General features: G+C 60.9%; 20 protein-coding genes. 10 read left to right on the top strand and 10 right to left on the bottom strand.

The features are described 5' to 3' along the window. Positions 1-244 precede the first annotated feature (244 nt). Genes ACZ9BE_RS13960 through hcnC form a run of 3 tightly spaced genes read left to right on the top strand, consistent with a single transcriptional unit; the run spans position 245 to position 3,217 of the window. Positions 245-559: a (2Fe-2S)-binding protein gene (locus ACZ9BE_RS13960; protein WP_056789002.1), complete on the top strand. Its 315-nt coding sequence runs from the start codon at positions 245-247 to the stop codon at positions 557-559. Further along, entirely contained in the window at positions 556-1,965 is a 1,410-nt protein-coding gene (gene hcnB, locus ACZ9BE_RS13955; protein WP_375122360.1) for a cyanide-forming glycine dehydrogenase subunit HcnB, read from the top strand. The genes ACZ9BE_RS13960 and hcnB overlap by 4 nt, the downstream gene beginning before the upstream one ends. After that, positions 1,958-3,217 (top strand): cyanide-forming glycine dehydrogenase subunit HcnC, encoded by a 1,260-nt coding sequence (gene hcnC, locus ACZ9BE_RS13950; protein ID WP_476249579.1) that lies wholly within the window; start codon positions 1,958-1,960, stop codon positions 3,215-3,217. The genes hcnB and hcnC overlap by 8 nt, the downstream gene beginning before the upstream one ends. 121 nt (positions 3,218-3,338) lie before the next feature. Here the strand turns inward: hcnC and ACZ9BE_RS13945 are convergent, their stop codons facing one another. Continuing rightward, positions 3,339-5,147: a monovalent cation:proton antiporter-2 (CPA2) family protein gene (locus tag ACZ9BE_RS13945; protein WP_095182026.1), complete on the bottom strand. Its 1,809-nt coding sequence runs from the start codon at positions 5,145-5,147 to the stop codon at positions 3,339-3,341. Positions 5,148-5,396: 249 nt separating this feature from the next. Here ACZ9BE_RS13945 and ACZ9BE_RS13940 point away from each other — a divergent pair, with 249 nt between their 5' ends. Continuing rightward, positions 5,397-6,311 (top strand): LysR family transcriptional regulator, encoded by a 915-nt coding sequence (locus tag ACZ9BE_RS13940; protein WP_476249578.1) that lies wholly within the window; start codon positions 5,397-5,399, stop codon positions 6,309-6,311. On the opposite strand, the gene ACZ9BE_RS13935 is transcribed toward ACZ9BE_RS13940, so the two are convergent. Then, positions 6,301-7,071, bottom strand: coding sequence for a substrate-binding domain-containing protein (locus ACZ9BE_RS13935; protein WP_252876540.1), 771 nt, complete (start codon positions 7,069-7,071; stop codon positions 6,301-6,303). The two genes, ACZ9BE_RS13940 and ACZ9BE_RS13935, sit on opposite strands and share 11 nt — an antisense overlap. 12 nt (positions 7,072-7,083) lie before the next feature. Further along, the gene (gene tcuC, locus ACZ9BE_RS13930; protein ID WP_016775219.1) at positions 7,084-8,376 is read right to left on the bottom strand and encodes an MFS transporter; all 1,293 of its coding nucleotides are present in this window, start codon (positions 8,374-8,376) and stop codon (positions 7,084-7,086) included. Positions 8,377-9,263: 887 nt separating this feature from the next. On the opposite strand from tcuC, the gene ACZ9BE_RS13925 reads away from it, so the two are divergent. Beyond that, entirely contained in the window at positions 9,264-9,572 is a 309-nt protein-coding gene (locus ACZ9BE_RS13925) for an RcnB family protein (protein ID WP_150634977.1), read from the top strand. Between the two features lie 21 nt (positions 9,573-9,593). Here the strand turns inward: ACZ9BE_RS13925 and ACZ9BE_RS13920 are convergent, their stop codons facing one another. After that, a complete protein-coding gene (locus ACZ9BE_RS13920; protein WP_041477010.1) occupies positions 9,594-9,905 on the bottom strand; it encodes a protealysin inhibitor emfourin in 312 nt (103 codons plus the stop codon). Between the two features lie 14 nt (positions 9,906-9,919). Further along, on the bottom strand, positions 9,920-10,966 hold the full coding sequence (locus ACZ9BE_RS13915; protein ID WP_056789017.1) for a M4 family metallopeptidase: 1,047 nt from the start codon (positions 10,964-10,966) through the stop codon (positions 9,920-9,922). A 131-nt stretch (positions 10,967-11,097) separates the two neighbouring features. Here ACZ9BE_RS13915 and ACZ9BE_RS13910 point away from each other — a divergent pair, with 131 nt between their 5' ends. Next, positions 11,098-11,436: an FKBP-type peptidyl-prolyl cis-trans isomerase gene (locus tag ACZ9BE_RS13910; protein WP_041477007.1), complete on the top strand. Its 339-nt coding sequence runs from the start codon at positions 11,098-11,100 to the stop codon at positions 11,434-11,436. Positions 11,437-11,570: 134 nt separating this feature from the next. Here the strand turns inward: ACZ9BE_RS13910 and ACZ9BE_RS13905 are convergent, their stop codons facing one another. From ACZ9BE_RS13905 to ftrA, 3 genes are all read right to left on the bottom strand, one after another. Further along, positions 11,571-11,879, bottom strand: coding sequence for a helix-turn-helix domain-containing protein (locus ACZ9BE_RS13905; protein ID WP_016775213.1), 309 nt, complete (start codon positions 11,877-11,879; stop codon positions 11,571-11,573). Positions 11,880-11,882: 3 nt separating this feature from the next. Continuing rightward, positions 11,883-12,206, bottom strand: a complete 324-nt coding sequence (locus ACZ9BE_RS13900) for a type II toxin-antitoxin system RelE/ParE family toxin (protein ID WP_457262757.1) — start codon at positions 12,204-12,206, stop codon at positions 11,883-11,885. Positions 12,207-12,397: 191 nt separating this feature from the next. Next, on the bottom strand, positions 12,398-13,387 hold the full coding sequence (gene ftrA, locus ACZ9BE_RS13895; RefSeq protein ID WP_476249577.1) for a transcriptional regulator FtrA: 990 nt from the start codon (positions 13,385-13,387) through the stop codon (positions 12,398-12,400). Between the two features lie 102 nt (positions 13,388-13,489). Between ftrA and ACZ9BE_RS13890 the strand changes: the two genes are divergently transcribed. The 4 genes from ACZ9BE_RS13890 to ACZ9BE_RS13875 all read left to right on the top strand — a co-directional run bounded on the left by ACZ9BE_RS13890 (position 13,490) and on the right by ACZ9BE_RS13875 (position 17,241). Then, positions 13,490-13,918 carry a rhodanese-like domain-containing protein gene (locus ACZ9BE_RS13890; protein WP_252884435.1) on the top strand — a complete coding sequence of 143 codons (429 nt, stop codon included), beginning with the start codon at positions 13,490-13,492 and terminating at the stop codon, positions 13,916-13,918. 333 nt (positions 13,919-14,251) lie between these two features. Further along, positions 14,252-15,031, top strand: a complete 780-nt coding sequence (locus tag ACZ9BE_RS13885; protein ID WP_056789026.1) for an ABC transporter substrate-binding protein — start codon at positions 14,252-14,254, stop codon at positions 15,029-15,031. A gap of 199 nt (positions 15,032-15,230) precedes the next feature. Further along, positions 15,231-16,343, top strand: a complete 1,113-nt coding sequence (locus tag ACZ9BE_RS13880; protein WP_476249576.1) for a succinylglutamate desuccinylase/aspartoacylase family protein — start codon at positions 15,231-15,233, stop codon at positions 16,341-16,343. A 181-nt stretch (positions 16,344-16,524) separates the two neighbouring features. Beyond that, positions 16,525-17,241, top strand: a complete 717-nt coding sequence (locus tag ACZ9BE_RS13875; RefSeq protein WP_476249575.1) for an alpha/beta hydrolase — start codon at positions 16,525-16,527, stop codon at positions 17,239-17,241. Here the strand turns inward: ACZ9BE_RS13875 and ACZ9BE_RS13870 are convergent. Together ACZ9BE_RS13870 and ACZ9BE_RS13865 are read right to left on the bottom strand one after the other, a co-directional pair. Continuing rightward, positions 17,231-17,788: a DcrB/PsbP domain-containing protein gene (locus ACZ9BE_RS13870; protein WP_095182014.1), complete on the bottom strand. Its 558-nt coding sequence runs from the start codon at positions 17,786-17,788 to the stop codon at positions 17,231-17,233. The genes ACZ9BE_RS13875 and ACZ9BE_RS13870 overlap by 11 nt on opposite strands. 84 nt (positions 17,789-17,872) lie before the next feature. Next, a complete protein-coding gene (locus tag ACZ9BE_RS13865; RefSeq protein WP_476249574.1) occupies positions 17,873-18,646 on the bottom strand; it encodes a hypothetical protein in 774 nt (257 codons plus the stop codon). Between the last annotated feature and the right edge of the window lie 61 nt (positions 18,647-18,707).

The following is an 18,707-nucleotide window of genomic DNA, read 5'->3' as shown; positions in this document are numbered from 1 at the left end:
ACTAACCGTTTCCATCCCGCCATTTTCACTGGCCTGGATCAATATTTCGCCTGGCGATATCGCCTACCGTAAATGATCCAGGCCTTTGCTGAGGTATGAGCTACAGTGCTTGTCGCGCACCTTGTTGCGCTGATGAAGTATCCGCGTCGACGTTGAAAACACAGCAATAAAAAAGCGTCGACGAGGCGTAGTGCGGCAAGGAGCTGACACAACCTCAACTGAATCTTCACGGACGAACACCGTAATGAACTGCCTAGAAAGAACCTTCGATATCCAGCCCTTGGTGCAGGCGGACATGACCGTGCACATCAATGGCCAAGCGGTCAGCGCCGCCATCGGCGAAACCGTTCTCAGCGTCATCCAGTCCCTCGGCGTGCGCCAGATCGCACGCAACGATCACGATCAGATCAGCGGCGCCTATTGCGGCATGGGCGTATGCCAGTGCTGTCTGGTGAAAATCAACGGTCGGCACAAGCGCCGCGCCTGCCAGACCGTGGTGCGCGACGGCATGCTGATTGAAACCCAAGTCAACCGCGTCGTCGGGCAGGAGGTTGTATGAGCCTGCAACCGTTGATTGTCGGCGGCGGGCCGGCGGGAATGGCGGCGGCCATCGAACTGGCGCGCCACGGCGTGCGCTGCACCTTGCTCGAAGAGGCTTCGCGCCTCGGCGGCGTGGTCTATCGCGGGCCGCTGCGTGATGGTGTGCAACTGGATTATCTCGGCCCGCGTTATTCCGAAGCACTGGACAAACTGCACGGCGAATTTCAGCAGCAATCGGGGCTGATTGACGTGCGCCTCAACCATCGCGTGGTCGGCGCCGAAGGCACCCGCGCAGTGGTGGTGCTCGACGGTGATGAGCAACTGCACGAGATCGCTTATCCGCAACTGCTGTTAGCCGCTGGATGTCACGAACGCAGTGTGCCGTTCCCCGGCTGGACGTTGTCGGGAGTGATTCTGCTCGGTGGTCTTCAATTGCAGATCAAGAGTGGTGTGGTCAAGCCGCGGGGGCCGGTGATCATCGCCGGCACCGGGCCGTTGCTGCCGCTGGTTGCGACCCAGTTGCATGCCTCCGGCGTGCGTGTCGCTGGCGTCTACGAGGCGTGTGCGTTCGGCAAGATCGCCCGCGAGAGTCTGGCGCTGCTGAACAAACCGCAGCTGTTCCTCGACGGCTTGAGCATGCTCGCTTACCTCAAGCTGCACGGCATCCCCATGAACTATGGCTGGGGCGTGGTTGAAGCCCATGGCGACGGCGAGCTGAAAAGCGTCAGCGTCGCGCCGTATTCGTCGACGTGGGAGGCGGATCTGTCGCGGGTCGAGCGTTTCGAAGTGCAGACGCTGGCGGTGGGTTACGGTTTTATTCCGCGCACGCAATTGAGCCAGCAGATGGGCCTTGATCACGGCTTCAGCGCCGATGGCTACCTGCGTGCCAATGCCAATGTCTGGCAGCAAAGCAGCGTGGCGCATGTGCATCTGGCCGGCGACATGGGCGGGATCCGCGGCGGCGAAGCGGCGATGCTCGCCGGCAAGATCGCCGCCACTTCGATCCTGCTGCAACGCGGTGTGCTCGACACCGAGCTGGCCCGGGTGCGCCGCGATCGTTACGCGAGCAAGCTCAGAGCCATCGTGCGCTTTCGTGCGGCGGTGGATCGCTACACCGAGCGCGGTGTCGGGCAGATTGCTTTGCCTGCGGCCGACACAGTGATCTGCCGCTGCGAACATGCGACCCGCGCCGACATCGATCTGGCGCTGGAGCAGGGTGTGCAAGACATCGCCAGTCTGAAAATGCGCACCCGCGTGAGCATGGGCGATTGCCAGGGGCGGATGTGCGTCGGCTATTGCAGCGATCGCCTGCGCCAGGCCACCGGACGTCAGGATGTCGGTTGGTTGCGCCCGCGCTTCCCGATTGATCCGGTGCCGTTTTCCGCGTTCCAGTCCCTCGGCAAGGAGGGCGCTTGCCATGAGTAAGTTCTACGACGTGGTCATTGCCGGTGGCGGAGTGATCGGCGCCTCCTGCGCCTACCAATTGTCCAAACGCAAAGATCTCAAGGTGGCACTGATCGACGCCAAGCGCCCCGGCAATGCGACCCGTGCTTCGGCGGGTGGTTTATGGGCGATCGGCGAGTCGGTCGGCCTCGGTTGCGGGGTGATTTTCTTTCGCATGATGTCGGCCAACCGCAAGCGCGAAACCCGGGGCGCAGCGGTGGCGGTGGACGCCAGTACGCCGCATATCTTGCCGGCGTCGTTTTTCGATTTTGCCTTGCAGTCCAACGCGCTGTACCCGGCGCTGCACCGCGAGCTGAAAGACAATCACGGCATGGATTGCAAGTTCGAGAAGACCGGGCTGAAATTCGTGATCTATGACGATGAAGACCGGCTCTACGCCGAGCACATCGTCGGCTGCATTCCGCATCTGGCCGATCAGGTGCGTTGGCTCGATCAGGCGGCGTTGCGCGCGGCGGAACCGAGTGTCAGCCATGAAGCACGCGGGGCGCTGGAGTTTCTCTGCGACCATCAGGTCAGCCCGTTCCGCCTCGCGGATGCCTACATGGAAGGTGCGCGGCAGAACGGCGTCGATATCTTCGTCAACACCAACGTCACCGGCGTGCTGCATCACGGCACTCGCGTGACCGGCGTGCAGACGGCGGAGGCGGGGGTGTTCCACTGCAAGACGCTGATCAACGCCGCCGGTGCCTGGGCGGCGGATCTGAGTGAGTGGGCCACGGGGATTCGCATTCCGGTGAAACCGGTGAAAGGACAGATTCTGCTGACCGAACGCATGCCGAAAATCCTCAACGGCTGCCTGACCACCAGCGATTGCTACGTGGCGCAAAAGGACAACGGCGAAATCCTTATCGGCAGCACCACCGAAGACAAAGGCTTCGACGTCACCACCACCTACCCGGAAATCGCCGGGCTGGTGCAGGGCGCGGTGCGCTGTCTGCCGGAGCTGGCGGACGTCAACCTCAAGCGCACCTGGGCGGGATTGCGCCCGGGCTCGCCGGATGAGTTGCCGATCCTCGGGCCGATGCGTGGGGTAGAAGGGTATCTGAATGCTTGCGGGCACTTCCGCACCGGCATTCTGACCTCGGCGATTACCGGTGTGCTGCTGGATAAACTGGTGAATGACGAGCCTTTGCCGCTGGATATCACGCCGTTTCTGGCGGATCGGTTTGCAGTCACAGCCGTCGAGCCTGCGCCCGCGCTGGAACTGGCCTGACCCAATCCCCTGTGGGAGCGAGCCTGCTCGCGAATGCAATCTGTCAGTGAAGTATTGGGTGACTGACACGACGCTTTCGCGAGCAGGCTCGCTCCCACAGTTGGTTCTGGGCAAGGCACGATCAGGATTTTCGGGCTTCCTCTTCGAGCTGATCCGATTCAAACAATTTGGCCAGTTCCGCCCGGGCTTCCTGGGCGGTCTGCAGGACTTTGGCGGCGTCGTCGTAGACGGCGTGTTGCGCCTCCAGCACCTGTTCGTCGTGATGCTTGAAACGCTTGATCCGCGCATCGGCCTGGGCTTGCGTCAGACCGAGGCCGACCAGCGTGCGCCGGCTCATTTCCAGGCTCGAATAATAGGTCTCACGAATCGCTTCCGCGCCGACATCCACCAGGCGATGCACGTGCTGACGATTACGCGCGCGGGCGATGATTTTCATGTGCGGATATAGCTTGTGCACCACTTCGGCAGTCTTGATGTTGGTCTCCGGATCGTCCGTGGCGATGACGAAATATTCCGCCTCGCCGACCTTCGCCGCGTGAAGGATTTCCGGGCGCATCGGGTCGCCGTAGAACACCGGTACGCCGCCGAAGCTGCGTGACAGTTCGATGGTTTCCACCGAGGTGTCCAGCGCAACGAACTTGATGTTCTGCGCGCGCAGAATCCGCGCCACGATCTGCCCCATCCGGCCCATGCCGGCAATCACCACGCGCGGCGCTTCGGTGTCGATTTCGCGGAATTTCTCCGGCACTTCCACCGGCTGCACTTTCGGGCTGACCAGACGCGCGCAGATCAACAGCAACAACGGCGTCAGCGCCATCGACAGAGTGATGGTCAGCACCAGCAGGTCGTACAGACGCGGCTCGAACAGGCCCTGATCGCGACCGATCTTGAACACCACGAACGCAAACTCACCGCCGGCGGCAAGGACGATGCCGAGGCGGATTGCGCTGATTTTGTTCAATCCTCCTGCCAAGCGCCCAACCACGAACAGCAGCGGCAATTTCAGACCGATCAGCAACAAGGTCAGGCCCAATACGGTGATCGGCGCGCTCAACAACAGGCTGAGATTGGCGCCCATGCCGACGCTGATGAAAAACAGCCCGAGCAGCAGGCCCTTGAACGGTTCGATCTGCGCTTCCAGCTCATGCCGGTATTCCGAATCCGCCAGCAGCAGTCCAGCGAGAAACGCACCCAGCGCCATCGACACACCGACCAGATCCATCAGCCACGCCGTGCCGATCACCACCAGCAACGCGGTGGCGGTGGACACTTCCGGCAGCCCGGTTTTTGCCACCACGCGGAACACCGGACGCAGCAGATACCGTCCGCCGATCACCACCACGGCAATGCCGCCGAGCACCTGCAAGCTGTGACGAATATCGTCGGCGGTGCTGGTGTGATGATCGACGCCGGCCAGCATCGGCACCAGGGCGATCAATGGAATCGCGGCGATGTCCTGGAACAGCAGAATCGCAAACGCGAGACGCCCGTGGGGGCTGGTCAGTTCCTTGCGTTCGGCGAGGCTTTGCAGGCCGAACGCCGTGGAGGAGAGCGCCAGACCGAGGCCCAGCACAATCGCGCTGTTCAGCGGCTGGCCGAACACCGCCAGTGCCAGCACGCCGATCACCGAAGCGGTCAACAGCACCTGCGCCAGACCGACGCCGAACACCGATTTGCGCATCACCCACAAGCGTCGCGGCGACAGCTCCAGGCCGATGATGAACAGCAGCAACACCACGCCCAGCTCGGAAATATGCGCAACGCTTTGCGGGTTGCCGATCAGACCGAGCACCGACGGGCCGATGATCACCCCGGCAAACAGATAACCGAGCACCGCGCCCAGTTGCAGACGTTTGGCCAAAGGCACGGTGAGCACGGCCGCGAACAGAAACACGACGGCGGCTTGCAACAGATTGCCTTCATGGGGCATGGAACGACTCCTGACTACGGCTACGGCGGGGGTGACAAGGATAAGGGTTACGCGGTCTCCAGACCATTCGAGAACCAATGTGGGAGCGAGCCTGCTCGCGAATGCGCCGGGTCAGCCACCTATCCATTGACTGATGCCCCGCGTTCGCGAGCAGGCTCGCTCCCACAAGGGCAGCTTCCATCAGGTCTGTAATAATTTGCATCAACTGGTTACATTTATAACCCCTGCGCATCAATTTCCGGAAACGCCATGGCCATCAACTTCGACCTAAACGACCTGCAAGCCTTTCGCGCGGTGGTCGAGCAGGGCAGTTTTCGCAAGGCTGCCGACACTGTGCGCCTGTCACAACCGGCGCTGAGTCGGCGCATCGAAAAGCTCGAAGACGCCCTCGGGGTCAAATTGTTCGAGCGCACCACACGCAAGGTCAGCCTGACCCAGGCCGGGCGTGGCTTCATGCCCAGCGTCGAGCGCTTGCTGGATGATCTCGACATTGCCTTGCTCGGCATCAGCGAAGTCGCCTCGACCCGTCTGGGCCATGTCACCGTCGCCTGCGTGCCCTCGGCGGCCTACTACTTCATGCCCCGCGTGGTCGCGCGCTATCACCAGCAGTTTCCGCGGATCAAGGTCAAAGTCCTCGATTCCAGCGCTCACGATGTGTTGAGTGCGGTGGTCAATGGCGAGGCGGATTTCGGTTTGAGTTTTCTCGGCACGCAGGATGCCAAAGTCGAGTTCGAACCGCTTGTGCAGGAGTGCTACGTTGTCGCCTGTCGTCGCGATCATCCGCTGGCCGGGCGCAGCAGCGTCAGTTGGGACGAGTTCTATCAGCAGGATTACATCGCGCTGGACAAGACCTCGGGTAATCGCTTTCTGCTCGATCAGGCCTTGGGCGAGGTGGTGCCGCAGCGTCAGAGCATCTGCGAGACGCGGCATGTGACAACGATGATCGGTCTGGTAGAGGCGGGTCTGGGCGTGGCAGCGGTGCCGTTGATGGCGATGCCCGGGCCGGATCATCCGATCCTGACGCGGGTGCCGCTGATTGAGCCGCAGGTGATGCGCAGTGTCGGCATCATCAAGCGCCGGGATCGCACGTTGACCCCGGCGGCACTGGAACTGGAGCGGCTGGTCGTGGAGATGCGCGTCCAGCCGCCAGCGATCAACGCTTGACCGAATCCAGCCCGGTGGCCTGTACATCAGCCTGAGCGGCCGGTGCAGCGAGGTAGGCGAGCAGGGCTTTGGCCTCTTCCGGATGCTCGGCCTTGACCGGGATGCCCGCGGCAAAACGCGTCACCGACTGCACCGATTCCGGAATCTTCGCGACGAAGCTTACGCCCGGCACCGGCAGCAATTCGCTGACCTGCTGGAAGCCCAACTGATAGTCGCCAGTGGCAACCACCGAACCGACCGGGATCCTGGCGATCATCTTGGCTTTCGGTTTCAACTGATCTTCGATGCCGAGTTTCTTGAACAGCTGCTGCTCGATGTACACGCCGCTGGCGCTGTCGGAGTAGGCCACCGACTGCGCATCAAGCAGGGTTTTCTTCAGGCCGTCGACGCTGCTGATGTCCGGTTTCGGCGCGCCTTCACGCACTACCATGCCGATCCGCGAATCCGCCAGTTCAACGCGGGAGGCCGGGTCGACCTTGCCTTGTTTGATCAGCTCATCGAGGGCGTAACCGACCATGATCACCACGTCGGCGTGCTCACCGCGTGCCAGACGATTGGGAATCGCTTCCGGCGCCTTGCCCATCGACGGGCCGAGGCTGGTGGTCAGCGTGTTGCCCGTTGCGGCGGCGAATTTCGGCCCGAGGATCTTGTAGGCGGCAGTGAAACCACCGGAGGTCATCACGCTGAGTTCTTCGGCCTGGGCCGCGAAGTTGAATGCGAGACCGGCGAGCAGGGCGGTGACAGTAAAGAGTTTTTTCATGGCGAGTATTCCTCAGGCCGCGACAGGTTGCAGACGACCACCGGCACGGCGGTACAAGTAAAGAGTGGCGCACAGAGCGCACAGGGCACCGATGCTCATCCAGTAGCCTGGCGCGGCTTTGTCGCCGGTGTACTGGATCAGGAAGGTCGACATCGCCGGGGTGAAACCGCCAAAGATCGCCGTGGCCAGGCTGTAAGCCAGGGAGAAACCGGCGACGCGCACTTCCACCGGCATGATTTCGGTCAGCGCCGGAATCATCGCGCCGTTGTACAAGCCGTAAATGAAGGACAACCACAGCAGCGACAGCAGCATGTTGGTGAAGCTCGGCGCCTGCACCAGGAACGACAGCGCCGGATAAGTCGTGGCCAGTGCCAGCAAGGCCATGCCGATCAGCACCGGACGACGGCCGATACGGTCGGACAACGCGCCGCCAATCGGCAGCCAGAAGAAGTTCGACACGCCCACCAACAGCGTTACCAGCAACGCGTCGGAAGTGCTCAGGTGCAGCACGGTCTTACCGAAGGTCGGTGCGTACACGGTGATCAGGTAGAACGCGGTGGTGGTCAGCGCGACCATCAACATTCCGCCGAGTACCACGCCCCAGTTCTGGCCGAGGGTGCGGAACACTTCGCGCATGCTTGGACGGTGTTTGCGTGCGGCGAACTCTTCGGTTTCCGCCAGGTTACGGCGCAGGAAGAAGATGAACGGGACGATCATGCAGCCGACGAAAAACGGAATGCGCCAGCCCCAGGCGGCCACGGCTTGCGGCTCCATCCACTGGTTCAGACCGTAGCCCAGCGCTGCCGCGACGATGATCGCCACTTGCTGGCTGGCCGACTGCCAAGCGGTGAAAAAGCCTTTGCGGCCCGGCGTAGCGATTTCGGACAGATACACCGAGACACCACCGAGTTCCGCGCCGGCGGAGAAGCCTTGCAGCAGTCGCCCGATCAACACCAGCGCCGGGGCGAACAGGCCAATGGTTTCGTAGCCGGGCACCAGCACGATCAATATCGTGCCGCTGGCCATGATCGACAGGGTGACGATCAGACCTTTGCGCCGGCCGACGTCATCGATGTAGGCGCCGAGCACAATGGCGCCCAGCGGACGCATCAGGAAGCCTGCGCCGAACACCGCGAACGTCATCATCAGCGAGGCGAACTCGCTGCTCGCCGGGAAGAACACCGCCGCGATCTGCGTGGCGTAGAAGCCGAACAGAAAGAAGTCGAACTGTTCGAGGAAGTTGCCCGAGGTCACCCGGAAGATGGCACCGGCCCGCGAGCCGTTGGTTGGGATTGAGGCTGTCATTGAAAAGTACTCCACCGCTTTTATGACGTGCGCTACGGAGAGGCGGCGCACGGTTTTTATTGAGGTGGATGGTGGCGCAGATGTAACAATCTGTTAATTGCATTGTTGGCATGGATTGATGCGTGGGGCGGATCAATGGATTCAGTGCCTGGCGCATTTGTGGGAGCAAGCCTGCGTCGCGTCGGGCGATGATTTGTTCTGGCTGACCGGGTACATATCCGTTGCTGCGGTCATGGCCGCTTAGGGTTTCGCCCTTACGGCGACTCACTTTTTTTACAAACGCCTAAAAAAAGTAAGCAAAAAAACGCTTGCTCCTGCGTTCGGCCCTCGCAGGCTCGGGTTCCTTCGCTGCGGGATCGATCCGGGCGCAGCGGCTACGGTTTGCTTCGCTGCACCTCCTTCCGCTGTGTCTGGCTGCGCCAGACGGTCGCTGCGCTCCCACCCCCGGATCAATCCCTCCACTCAGCCTTCCGACGTCGCCGGTGGATCAAGATCAAGAGCGGTACTCGAGCTTGCGCTCATTGTTGAGTGGGGCGGCTTCGCCGCGGGCAGCTGCGCTGCTTTGCTTTTCTGGTGGGGGCGAGCCTGATCGCGACGACGGCCTGCAGGTGAACCCGTTTCCATCGAATTCACGCGATCCAACTGTAGGAGCTGCCGAAGGCTGCGATCTTTTGATCTTGCTTTGCTTTGCTTGGTTTTGTAGGAGAGGACCGGAGCTCTGGACAATAATTGCGCTGTAATACCAATCCCTGTGGGAGCTGGCTTGCCAGCGATGGCGGTCTGATGGACAAAGCCTTCTAACGGCCGCATCCGGCAAAAAAACAAGGAATGTTTCCCGCGCCACGCAGTCGGAGTTCAGGTACTACCCATCTGAAAGAGGTTCACCGATGAACAGCAAAACCCTAATCGCCAGCCTGGCCCTTGTTGCCGGTATTGCCGGGATCACGCCCGTTGTTCAAGCGGCGCAAACCTCCAGCGAACCAGCCGTGCAATCGCCGACCAGCGATCGCCAACTGAAGGTCAACGACCGCGCTCCAGAAATGTACCAGCGCGAAGACAAGGCGCTGAAGAACTGGAAAGCCAAAGGTCTGAAAGCACCGATCGAGCAGGCGCAGTGGGTGCAGATCAATGACAAGTACGTGATGGTGATGATCACCAACGGCACGATTGTCGAGATGCAACCCGTCGAGAAATAGCCTGAACATCGGGGGGAGCGTTTACAGAAGCTCCCCCTTGTCCCAAAGCTGCACCAGCTCCCCAGGCGCCCGATCCTCTGGCACCTTCAACACCATTTCCCCTGACGGGTAGCGCACCTCAATCTGGTAGAAGCGCTGATCCCCACGACCGGATTCGCTGCTGTCCAGTGGCAGGCAACCCTCAAGCACCGAGCATATTCTCGAACGCTGACTGATGTCGCATTGCGCGAATTCGATTTCCCGTGGGCGGCTCAGGCTGTGAATCGCTGCAACGCCACCCTGGCGAGATACACGCAAAACGGAATCTTTATCCAGCTCGGGTAGCGTTTTCATACGGTCTCCTCAGATTATTCGATACCGACCTGTGCCCAGGCTTGCTGCACCGTGTCGGCTGCTTCGGCGCCGAAGCGCTGGCCAGCATGGTCGATCGTCAGTTTCGCGAACGCGTCGAACGTTGCGTCCTGTTTCAAACGGTCATCACACAGCGTGTCGTACCAGATGCGTCCGGCCTTTTCCCAAGCGAAGCCGCCAAACGCTCGCGCTGCCAGGTAAAACGCGCGGTTGGGAATGCCGGAGTTGATGTGCACGCCGCCATTGTCTTCGCTGGTGATGACGAACTTGCGCATGTGATCCGGTTGCGGATCCTTGCCCAGCATCGGGTCGTCGTATGCCGTGCCGGGGTGCGACATCGAGCGCAGGCCCTTGCCTTGGATCTGTGGCATCAGCAGGTCGGCGCCGATCAGCCAGTCTGCCTGCTCGGCGGTTTGGCCGAGGATGTATTGCTTGATCAACACGCCGAATACATCCGAGAGCGACTCGTTCAGCGCGCCGGACTGGTTGGCATAAATCAGCCCGGCTTCGCTTTCGGTGACGCCGTGGGCCAGTTCATGGCCGATGACGTCGAGCGAGCGGGTGAAGCGCTGGAAGATCTCGCCATCGCCGTCACCGAAAACCATCTGCGCGCCATTCCAGAATGCGTTTTCGTAGGCTTGCCCGTAATGCACGCTGCCGATCAGCGCGAATCCCTGATTGTCGATCGAGTCGCGACCAAGCACCTTCCAAAAGAAATCATAGCTGGCGCCCAGCGCATCGTAAGCCTCGTCGACCGCCGGATCCCCCGACGCCGGCTGGCCCTCGAGGCGCACCGGCATGCCCGGCAAGAGCATTTTGTTCTGCGCATCATGCACACTGCGCCGCGCCAGGCCAGGCTTGCTCGCTTCCGGCAGAATCGCGCGCGCCGGCGGCTGCGAAGGGCGGCCGGGGTTGGGCAGCAGGCTGCGCACATGGTTGAGCGTCTGCATCGCGGCGTTGCGCTGCGGCTCGGAACCGTGGGCGATGATGCGGTTGAGGATGTAGGGCGGGATGAAACTGCGCAGCAATCGAGAGTCGGTCATCTAAGCATCCTTGTCGTCATACGATGTCGATACACATGTGAGCGGCAAGGCGCGTTTTCGGTTCCATGGATTGCCATCGACGCCGGATTCTGCGAAAAACGCCGCCTGCGAACATCTCGAGAGCCAACGACATGACAGACGAACTGCAAATCATCGACCTGCAACCGGGCGACGGCAAAGCCGCGGTGAAAGGCGCGCTGATCACCACCCAATACACCGGCTGGCTGGAAGACGGCACTGAATTCGATTCGTCCTGGAGCCGAGGCAAACCGTTTCAGTGCGTGATCGGCACTGGCCGCGTGATCAAAGGCTGGGATCAGGGGCTGATGGGCATGCAGGTCGGCGGCAAACGCAAATTGCTCGTACCGGCGCATCTGGGCTACGGCGAGCGGACCATGGGCAAGATTCCGCCGAATTCGAATCTGGTGTTTGAAATTGAGTTGCTGGAGGTTTTGACGCGGGAGGATTGAAGGGGAGGAATCATCCAGCGGAACTCCTGTGCAGCTGGATGATGTCGATGGTTAACCGCGAAGTTGAATGCTATTCAACTCCCTCGATTTCAAAACTCGGAATGCAGGGTGTACATTGCCACGCAAAGCCAGTGTCAGGCCCATTGCAACGGGCCTGACGGAAAGCAAATGTCCACCTCCAGCCTTGCAGCAGCTGACAGGTTGACCAACGCATCCAGCGAGAATTTGTCGATTTTCCCGTTGAGTACATCATTGAGGCGTGGCTGCGAGATTCCCAATCTCTGTGCCGCGTCCTTTTGAGGGAGCTCCCACGCTCGAATGGTCTCGCAAAGCGAACGCATGAGCTTGGCTCGCAGACGCATGTTGGCAGCTTCCTGAGGCGTGTCCTCCAATGCATCCCATACACTGGAAAATCGTTGGGATGAGTCTTGATGTTCCTTCATGGCTTAACCTATTTCCTGATATCTGGCCCGGGCCAGTTCGATGTCTCTAATTTCCGTTTTACGTGTGGTTTTGTGCATGGCGTGAAGCACATAGATTGCTTCAGGTCGATTGACTACATAAAACACGCGAAACGCCCCTGAGTCCTCGGTGATCCTGATTTCGTTAACACCGCGTCCTACGGTTTTCACAGGGCGCCAATCGAGTGGGGCATCACCCTGTTGCAACAGGTCCAGCTCAAACCCCGCCGCTCTTCGGGCATCAACCGGGAACGCTTTGAGATCTTTCAACGCGCTTCCCACGAACACCACATCCTTGTGTTTCGGCATCGGCTTGTCCTGTGTCAAAAGGAAAAGCGTAATAGCTGAACGTAAGCGGCGACGGTGAGTTTTATTGCAAGAAATGCCAGTGCCCGTTTGATTTTCAGGTTATATCAGAATCAATATAAAGCAAGCCGCATTTTCCGTTTCACAATTTTCACCGCGAGCGTTTCTGCCGGCCTCGCCGTCAACGTCAGCGCTTAAAACGCTGCGGGATGGAGCGAAAGCTTGTTGCTTCGCCCAAACCGCTCCCGATAAACCGACGGCGGTACGCCCACCACGCTGCGGAACGCCACACGAAAACTTTCCACCGAGCGATAGCCGCAGCGCTGGGCGATCTGCTCGGTGTGTTGATGGGTGCTCTCAAGCAGCTCCCGCGCTCGCGCCAGGCGTTCATGTTGCAGCCAGGCTTTCGGCGATTGCCCGCTGGCTTCGGTGAAGCGCCGCAGAAACGTGCGCTCGCTCATTGCCGCTTCGCTGGCCAGATCGCGGACTTCCAGTGGTTCGTGCAGGCGTTCGCGGGCCCATTGCATGACGCGCGACAGGTCGCTGCGGGGCGTCGGGCTGACCGGGGTGGGGATGAACTGGGCCTGGCCGCCGGTGCGTTGTGGCGACATGACCAGTCGCCGCGCGACGGCGTTGGCGACCTGCGTGCCGAAGTCACGTGTCACCAGATGCAGGCAGGCATCGATGCCGGCGGCGCTGCCGGCGGAGGTGATCAGTTGACCGGCGTCGACGTAGAGCACGTCCGGATCGACCTCGATCGCAGGGAAGCGTTGCGCCAGTTCACCGGTGTAGCGCCAGTGCGTGGTGGCGCGGTGGCCGTCGAGCAGGCCGCTGGCTGCAAGGACGAACACCCCGGAGCAGATCGACAGCAACCGCGCGCCTCGGTCATGGGCCTGACGCAACGCGTCGATCAGCGCAGCCGGTACCGGGGCGTTGCGGTCGCGCCAGCCGGGAATGACGATGGTGCGCGCTGCGGCGAGCAATTCCAGGCCACCATCGGCCAGCACCTGAATGCCACCCATGGCGCGCATCGGGCCTGGATCGACTGCGGCAATCGCATGCTCGTACCAAGGGAAATCGAACTCTGGTCGGGCCAGGCCGAAGATCTCCACGGCAATGCCGAACTCGAATGTGCAGAGGCCATCGTAGGCCAGAATGGCAACCAGATTGGGCTGAGTGAGCATTTGGCGGAAAACTCCCGGTCGGTGTCTTGCGCGCCACTGTAGCGGCAAGTGCCGTCTCGATAAAGTCTGTTCATCCCCCTCAGACAAAAGGAGCAACAAAGCATGACCAGCCTGGTTCGCGAAATTCCCGCCGCCCCTTCGGCGATTGCCCTGATGCATTTCAGCAATCGTCTGACCTTCGAAACCGATTGTTCCGACGTGTTCAGTAGCCAAGAGGCCGGGGAGGTCGACTTCGTTCTGGTGGATGTGCGCGGCCCATTGGCGTTCGAGCGCGGCCATGTGCCCGGCGCGATCAATATCCCGACACGCTTGCTCACGGCGGAGCGCTTGGCCGATTACCCGAAACACACTTTGTTCGTAGTCTATTGCGCCGGGCCGCATTGCAATGGGGCGAACAAGGCTGGGGTGAAGCTGGCGGCATTGGGCTATCCGGTCAAGGAGATGATCGGCGGCGTCACCGGATGGCTCGATGAAGGTTTCGAACTGAGCGCGGCGTCAGTCGCCAATACACCTGTCGCCTGCGAATGCTGACGTTTCTGTAGGAGCTGCCGAAGGCTGCGATCCTCTGATCTTGATCTCAAAAAAACAAGATCAAAAGATCGCAGCCTCCGCGAGCTCTACGGGAGGATCGGCGTTTCTTGCTCTGAAAACAGTCTTGTCCTACATCCTTCGCACCAACACGGCGCACGCGTTTACTCTCGTCAAAGTGATCGCCGATGTTCTGTAAGTATTTGTCGCTTAAAAACAATTGCCTCCGTGCGCGCCGCCATAGACTGCCGGCCACTTCGGTTTTTGCCGTTAGAACGCCATGACCGAACGCTGACTCGAAAGCTGCCAATAAAAGCCTCCGCACGGGAGTAATAAATGAAAAAGCTAGTGATGTTCGGTGCCCTGGCACTGTCGATGTTGTCCCTGACCGCTGTGGCCAAAGACGACAAGCCGATCCGCATCGGTATCGAAGCCGGGTACCCGCCATTCTCGATGAAAACCCCTGACGGCAAACTCACTGGTTTTGACGTGGACATCGGTGACGCACTGTGCACGCAGATGAAAGTCAAATGCACGTGGGTCGAGCAAGAGTTCGATGGCCTGATCCCGGCACTCAAAGTGAAAAAAATCGACGCGATCCTGTCGTCGATGACCATCACTGACGATCGCAAGAAGAACGTCGACTTCACCATCAAGTACTACCACACCCCGGCACGCTTCGTGATGAAGGAAGGCTCCGGCGTCAAAGACCCGCTGACCGAACTCAAGGGCAAGAAAGTCGGCGTGCTGCGCGCCAGTACTCATGACCGCTACGCGACCGAAGTGCTGGTTCCGGCCGGGATCGAACTGGTGCGCTACGGCTCGCAGCAGGAAGCCAACCTCGACATGGTGTCCGGGCGTATCGACGCGATGCTCGCTGACTCGGTCAACCTCAGCGACGGTTTCCTGAAAACCGATGCCGGCAAAGGTTTCGAATTCGTCGGTCCGACCTACGAAGACGCCAAATACTTCGGCGGCGGCGCTGGCATTGCCGTGCGCAAGGGCGATACCGCACTGGCTGAGCAATTCAACAAAGCCATCACCGAAATCCGCGCCAATGGCGAGTACAAGAAAGTCCAGGACAAGTACTTCGACTTTGACGTGTACGGCCATTAATACGCCGTGAAAAAAAGTGGCCCCGTTTGCGCGGTGGCCACTTTTTTTATGCTTTTTTATTTATGGAAATTCTCTGTGGGAGCGAGCCTGCTCGCGAATGCGGTCTGACATTCGATATCGTCATCGTCTGACCTGACGCATTCGCGAGCAGGCTCGCTCCCACAGGGTTTTACGTAACCCAGCTATTCAGGAGTTTTCCATGCAACGCATCGACCACGTTCTGCCCTGGAGCCATTTGGGCAGCGAGCGCTCCCTCAGCGTGTTCCGCTACGGCGCCGGCAGCCGCAAAGTGTATATCCAGGCCAGCCTGCACGCTGATGAACTGCCGGGCATGCGTACCGCGTGGGAACTCAAGCTGCGCCTGAACGAACTGGAACGGCAGGGCCGTTTGCAGGGCGTTATCGAACTGGTGCCGGTGGCCAATCCGATCGGCCTGGATCAGCATCTGCAAGGCAATCACATGGGTCGCTTCGAATTGGGCAGCGGCAAGAACTTCAACCGCGCGTTCGTCGAGCTCAGCGCCCCGGTGGCGGCGCTGGTTGGCGAGCGTCTGGGCGCGGATGCCGAGGCCAACGTCGCGCTGATTCGCCAGGCCATGGCTCAAGTCTTCGAAGAATTGCCGGCGCCGGCCTCGCAACTGGAGGCCTTGCACCGCTTGTTGCTGCGCCACGCCTGCGACGCCGACATCACCCTCGATCTGCATTGCGACTTCGACGCTGCGATTCACCTCTATGCGCTGCCGCAACACTGGCCGCAGTGGCAATCGCTGGCGGCGCGGCTGAAGGCGGGCGTGGCATTGCTTTGCGAGGACTCCGGTGGCAGTTCGTTCGATGAGTCCTGCTCGACGCCATGGTTGCGTCTGGCCAAAGCATTCCCGAACGCGTCGATTCCGGCGGCGAATCTGGCGACGACGCTGGAGCTGGGCAGTATGGGCGACACCCGCGTCGAACAGGCTCAGGCCAATTGCGAAGCGATTCTGGGCTTTCTCGCCGAGCAGGGTTTCATCAGCGGGGAATGGCCGGCGGCGCCGAGCGAATGTTGTGAAGGTCTGCCGTTTGAAGGCACCGAATACCTGTTCGCCCCGCACCATGGCGTGGTCAGTTTCTTGCGCAATGCCGGCGAGTGGGTAGAGCAGGGCGATGCGCTGTTCGAGGTTGTTGACCCGTTGCAGGATCGCGTGACCACCGTGCGCGCCGGCACCAGCGGGGTGCTGTTCGCGATTGATCGCGGGCGTTATACCGAGCCGGGGATCTGGCAGGCGAAAGTGGCGGGGCGGGTGCCGTTTCGTACCGGCAAGCTGACCAACGACTGATAGGTTGCGGTGAAGGTGCGGGCCTCTTCGCGAGCAGGCTCGCTCCCACAGACGAACGCATTTCAACGGTGGGAGCGAGCCTGCTCGCGAAAGGGCCATCAGCCACTCCACAAAATTTGGATCCTCAGCCGAGAATGTTAGGCTCCCCCGCGAACCCGACACTCTGTGAAGGAACGCTGCAATGCTGAAATTGTTCGCCCTGCTGACCCTGCTCGCATCCACCGCCGTCCACGCGCAAACCACCCTGCAATCCGATCTGCCACTCAAGTACCTCGAACAGGTCCACGCCGACGCTGAACCACGTCCGCTGGTGATTTTCCTGCACGGTTACGGCAGTAACGAGGCCGATCTGATCGGTATGAAGTTTCAGCTGCCGGCGCAGTACAACTACCTTTCCGTGCGCGCGCCGATGACGTTGGGTGAAGGACGTTACCAGTGGTTTCGCAAGAAGGGCGAAGGCGCCTACAACGGCGAGACCGATGATCTGAAGGTCAGCAGCCAGAAGCTGCGCGACTTTATCGCCCAGGCGGCGAAGAAATATCACGCCGCGCCGGACAAGGTGTACCTGATCGGCTTCAGCCAGGGCGCGATGATGAGCTACGAAGTGGGCCTGCGCGCGCCGGCGGTCGTGGGCGGGTTTGCCGCGTTGAGCGGGCGCTTGTTGCCGGTGCTCAAAGCCGAACTCAAGCCTGGGCAAGCGCCGCTGCCGCTGAGCATTTTTATCGGCCACGGCACCGCTGATGATCCGGTGCCTTACCGTCACGGCACCGAGGCCAACGCGCTATTGCAGAAACTCGATTACAAGCCCGAGTTTCACGCTTATCCGGGCGTCGGCCACAGCATCAGTGCGGCCGAGTTGCGCGATCTGAATGGCTGGTTGCAGCGGCTCAATCCTTGACGATGGCTTTGATCAAGGCATCGTGAGCTTTCTTGTCGCTGGCGCGGGAAATCACCTGCACCAGCGCCATCTTCGTCCCCGAGCCGGCCAGCAGCGTGGTGTTCAGGGTTTGGCCACCGCCCTGAGTGGCGGTGCTGTCAACCTGACGCAGCCCCAGGCCGGTGCCTTTCTGGGTCAGGCTTTTCTCGCTGAGCTTGTTGAAGTCCGGCAGGGCCTTGCGCTGATCGTCGATGAAACTCGACACGCTGCCGTCGAGAAACTCACCGTCGTTGTCCTTGACGTTCTGCCCTGCGGGAATCTGGTTTTCGGCGGCGATGACCACGGTCTTGGTGGTCTGGTTGGTGTACATCGTGCCCTTGGCACCGCTCGGGCTGGCGGGCAGCGGGTCGGCGACAAAGCCTTTGGGCAGGACAAAGGCAAACTTACCGTCGAGCAGCGAGACCTTCTCGGTTTTGACTTTTTCCTTGGCGGCGTGCGCGTTGATCGCGGCGAAACCAGCGACGGCCGCCAGCATCAGGACGACGGCTTTTTTGCTCAACAATGACATGTGAATCTCCGGTGAATGGTCGCGCGAGGCGGGCGATCATCCCACGGAGCGTGCCGGCCGTTCCAGCGCGATTCGTCCGGGCGGTTATTGCGCTTGCGCCTTGGCCACTGGCCGCGCCAGCAGACGCCGGGTCACCCCGAGCATCGCCACCGACACTGCCACTCCCACTGCGAAGCCGCTCAGGCCCATGCTCGGCAGCGTCAAGGCCGACACCAGGCAGAACGCCGAGAACGAATACATGCCGGTCGCCGTTGCGCGCAATAACGCAGCGGTAAACGCCGGGCCGCGGGTTTGTTGCGAGAACACTGCCATGACGCTGCCGAGCACCGGGAACACCGCGAGCAGGCCGCTCCAGCGTTCGCCGACGGTGCTGGCGAGCATCGTCACCACCAGCGTCAGCGCCGCACCGGCGATCATCCGCCAGATCAGTTTGTCCGACTTCGCTGCTGGCCCGTTCAACACCGGCTGCACTTCAGGGAACAGATAAGGCGAAGCGAGCAGTGCCACCGCTGCCGCAATCACCGAGAACGGCAAGGACGCCGGGATCACCGACAAGACCGCCGCCAGCGCGGCCCAAACCGCCAGTGAAATGGTCAACGCCCACGGCCAGTTCGCCCGCTGCGCCACCTGCGCATAGGTGATGCAGAAAGCGATCATCGCGAACATTGCCGACAGCGCCGCGACCGCTGATTGCGCGGCAAACTGCGGCCCTTGTTCGATCGCCAGAAAAAACAGAATCGGCCCGACCACCACCGGCAATCCCGACAGCCACCCGGCCACGCTCGGCCCCCAGCGTTTGCCCGCCAGGGAAATCAGCAGGAGAAAACCGGGAATCAGCAGCAATTTCAGGATCAGCACGCGGGTGTCTCCATCGGGTCAGGATGAGCCACGTTAGCACTGCCGATTGAAGATTGCTGCC

It is taken from the genome of Pseudomonas sp. TE9122 (assembly GCF_056278925.1).
Note: the sequence above shows the minus strand (reverse complement) of the source record. Positions and strands in the feature narration are given on the sequence as shown.

Bases quoted from the DNA above. Each gene is read 5' to 3' on its own strand.
- ACZ9BE_RS13960 (WP_056789002.1), top strand. From the start codon at position 245: ATGAACTGCCTAGAAAGAACCTTCGATATCCAGCCCTTGGTGCAGGCG.
- hcnB (WP_375122360.1), top strand. From the start codon at position 556: ATGAGCCTGCAACCGTTGATTGTCGGCGGCGGGCCGGCGGGAATGGCG.
- hcnC (WP_476249579.1), top strand. From the start codon at position 1,958: ATGAGTAAGTTCTACGACGTGGTCATTGCCGGTGGCGGAGTGATCGGC.
- ACZ9BE_RS13945 (WP_095182026.1), bottom strand. From the start codon at position 5,147: ATGCCCCATGAAGGCAATCTGTTGCAAGCCGCCGTCGTGTTTCTGTTC.
- ACZ9BE_RS13940 (WP_476249578.1), top strand. From the start codon at position 5,397: ATGGCCATCAACTTCGACCTAAACGACCTGCAAGCCTTTCGCGCGGTG.
- ACZ9BE_RS13935 (WP_252876540.1), bottom strand. From the start codon at position 7,071: ATGAAAAAACTCTTTACTGTCACCGCCCTGCTCGCCGGTCTCGCATTC.
- tcuC (WP_016775219.1), bottom strand. From the start codon at position 8,376: ATGACAGCCTCAATCCCAACCAACGGCTCGCGGGCCGGTGCCATCTTC.
- ACZ9BE_RS13925 (WP_150634977.1), top strand. From the start codon at position 9,264: ATGAACAGCAAAACCCTAATCGCCAGCCTGGCCCTTGTTGCCGGTATT.
- ACZ9BE_RS13920 (WP_041477010.1), bottom strand. From the start codon at position 9,905: ATGAAAACGCTACCCGAGCTGGATAAAGATTCCGTTTTGCGTGTATCT.
- ACZ9BE_RS13915 (WP_056789017.1), bottom strand. From the start codon at position 10,966: ATGACCGACTCTCGATTGCTGCGCAGTTTCATCCCGCCCTACATCCTC.
- ACZ9BE_RS13910 (WP_041477007.1), top strand. From the start codon at position 11,098: ATGACAGACGAACTGCAAATCATCGACCTGCAACCGGGCGACGGCAAA.
- ACZ9BE_RS13905 (WP_016775213.1), bottom strand. From the start codon at position 11,879: ATGAAGGAACATCAAGACTCATCCCAACGATTTTCCAGTGTATGGGAT.
- ACZ9BE_RS13900 (WP_457262757.1), bottom strand. From the start codon at position 12,206: ATGCCGAAACACAAGGATGTGGTGTTCGTGGGAAGCGCGTTGAAAGAT.
- ftrA (WP_476249577.1), bottom strand. From the start codon at position 13,387: ATGCTCACTCAGCCCAATCTGGTTGCCATTCTGGCCTACGATGGCCTC.
- ACZ9BE_RS13890 (WP_252884435.1), top strand. From the start codon at position 13,490: ATGACCAGCCTGGTTCGCGAAATTCCCGCCGCCCCTTCGGCGATTGCC.
- ACZ9BE_RS13885 (WP_056789026.1), top strand. From the start codon at position 14,252: ATGAAAAAGCTAGTGATGTTCGGTGCCCTGGCACTGTCGATGTTGTCC.
- ACZ9BE_RS13880 (WP_476249576.1), top strand. From the start codon at position 15,231: ATGCAACGCATCGACCACGTTCTGCCCTGGAGCCATTTGGGCAGCGAG.
- ACZ9BE_RS13875 (WP_476249575.1), top strand. From the start codon at position 16,525: ATGCTGAAATTGTTCGCCCTGCTGACCCTGCTCGCATCCACCGCCGTC.
- ACZ9BE_RS13870 (WP_095182014.1), bottom strand. From the start codon at position 17,788: ATGTCATTGTTGAGCAAAAAAGCCGTCGTCCTGATGCTGGCGGCCGTC.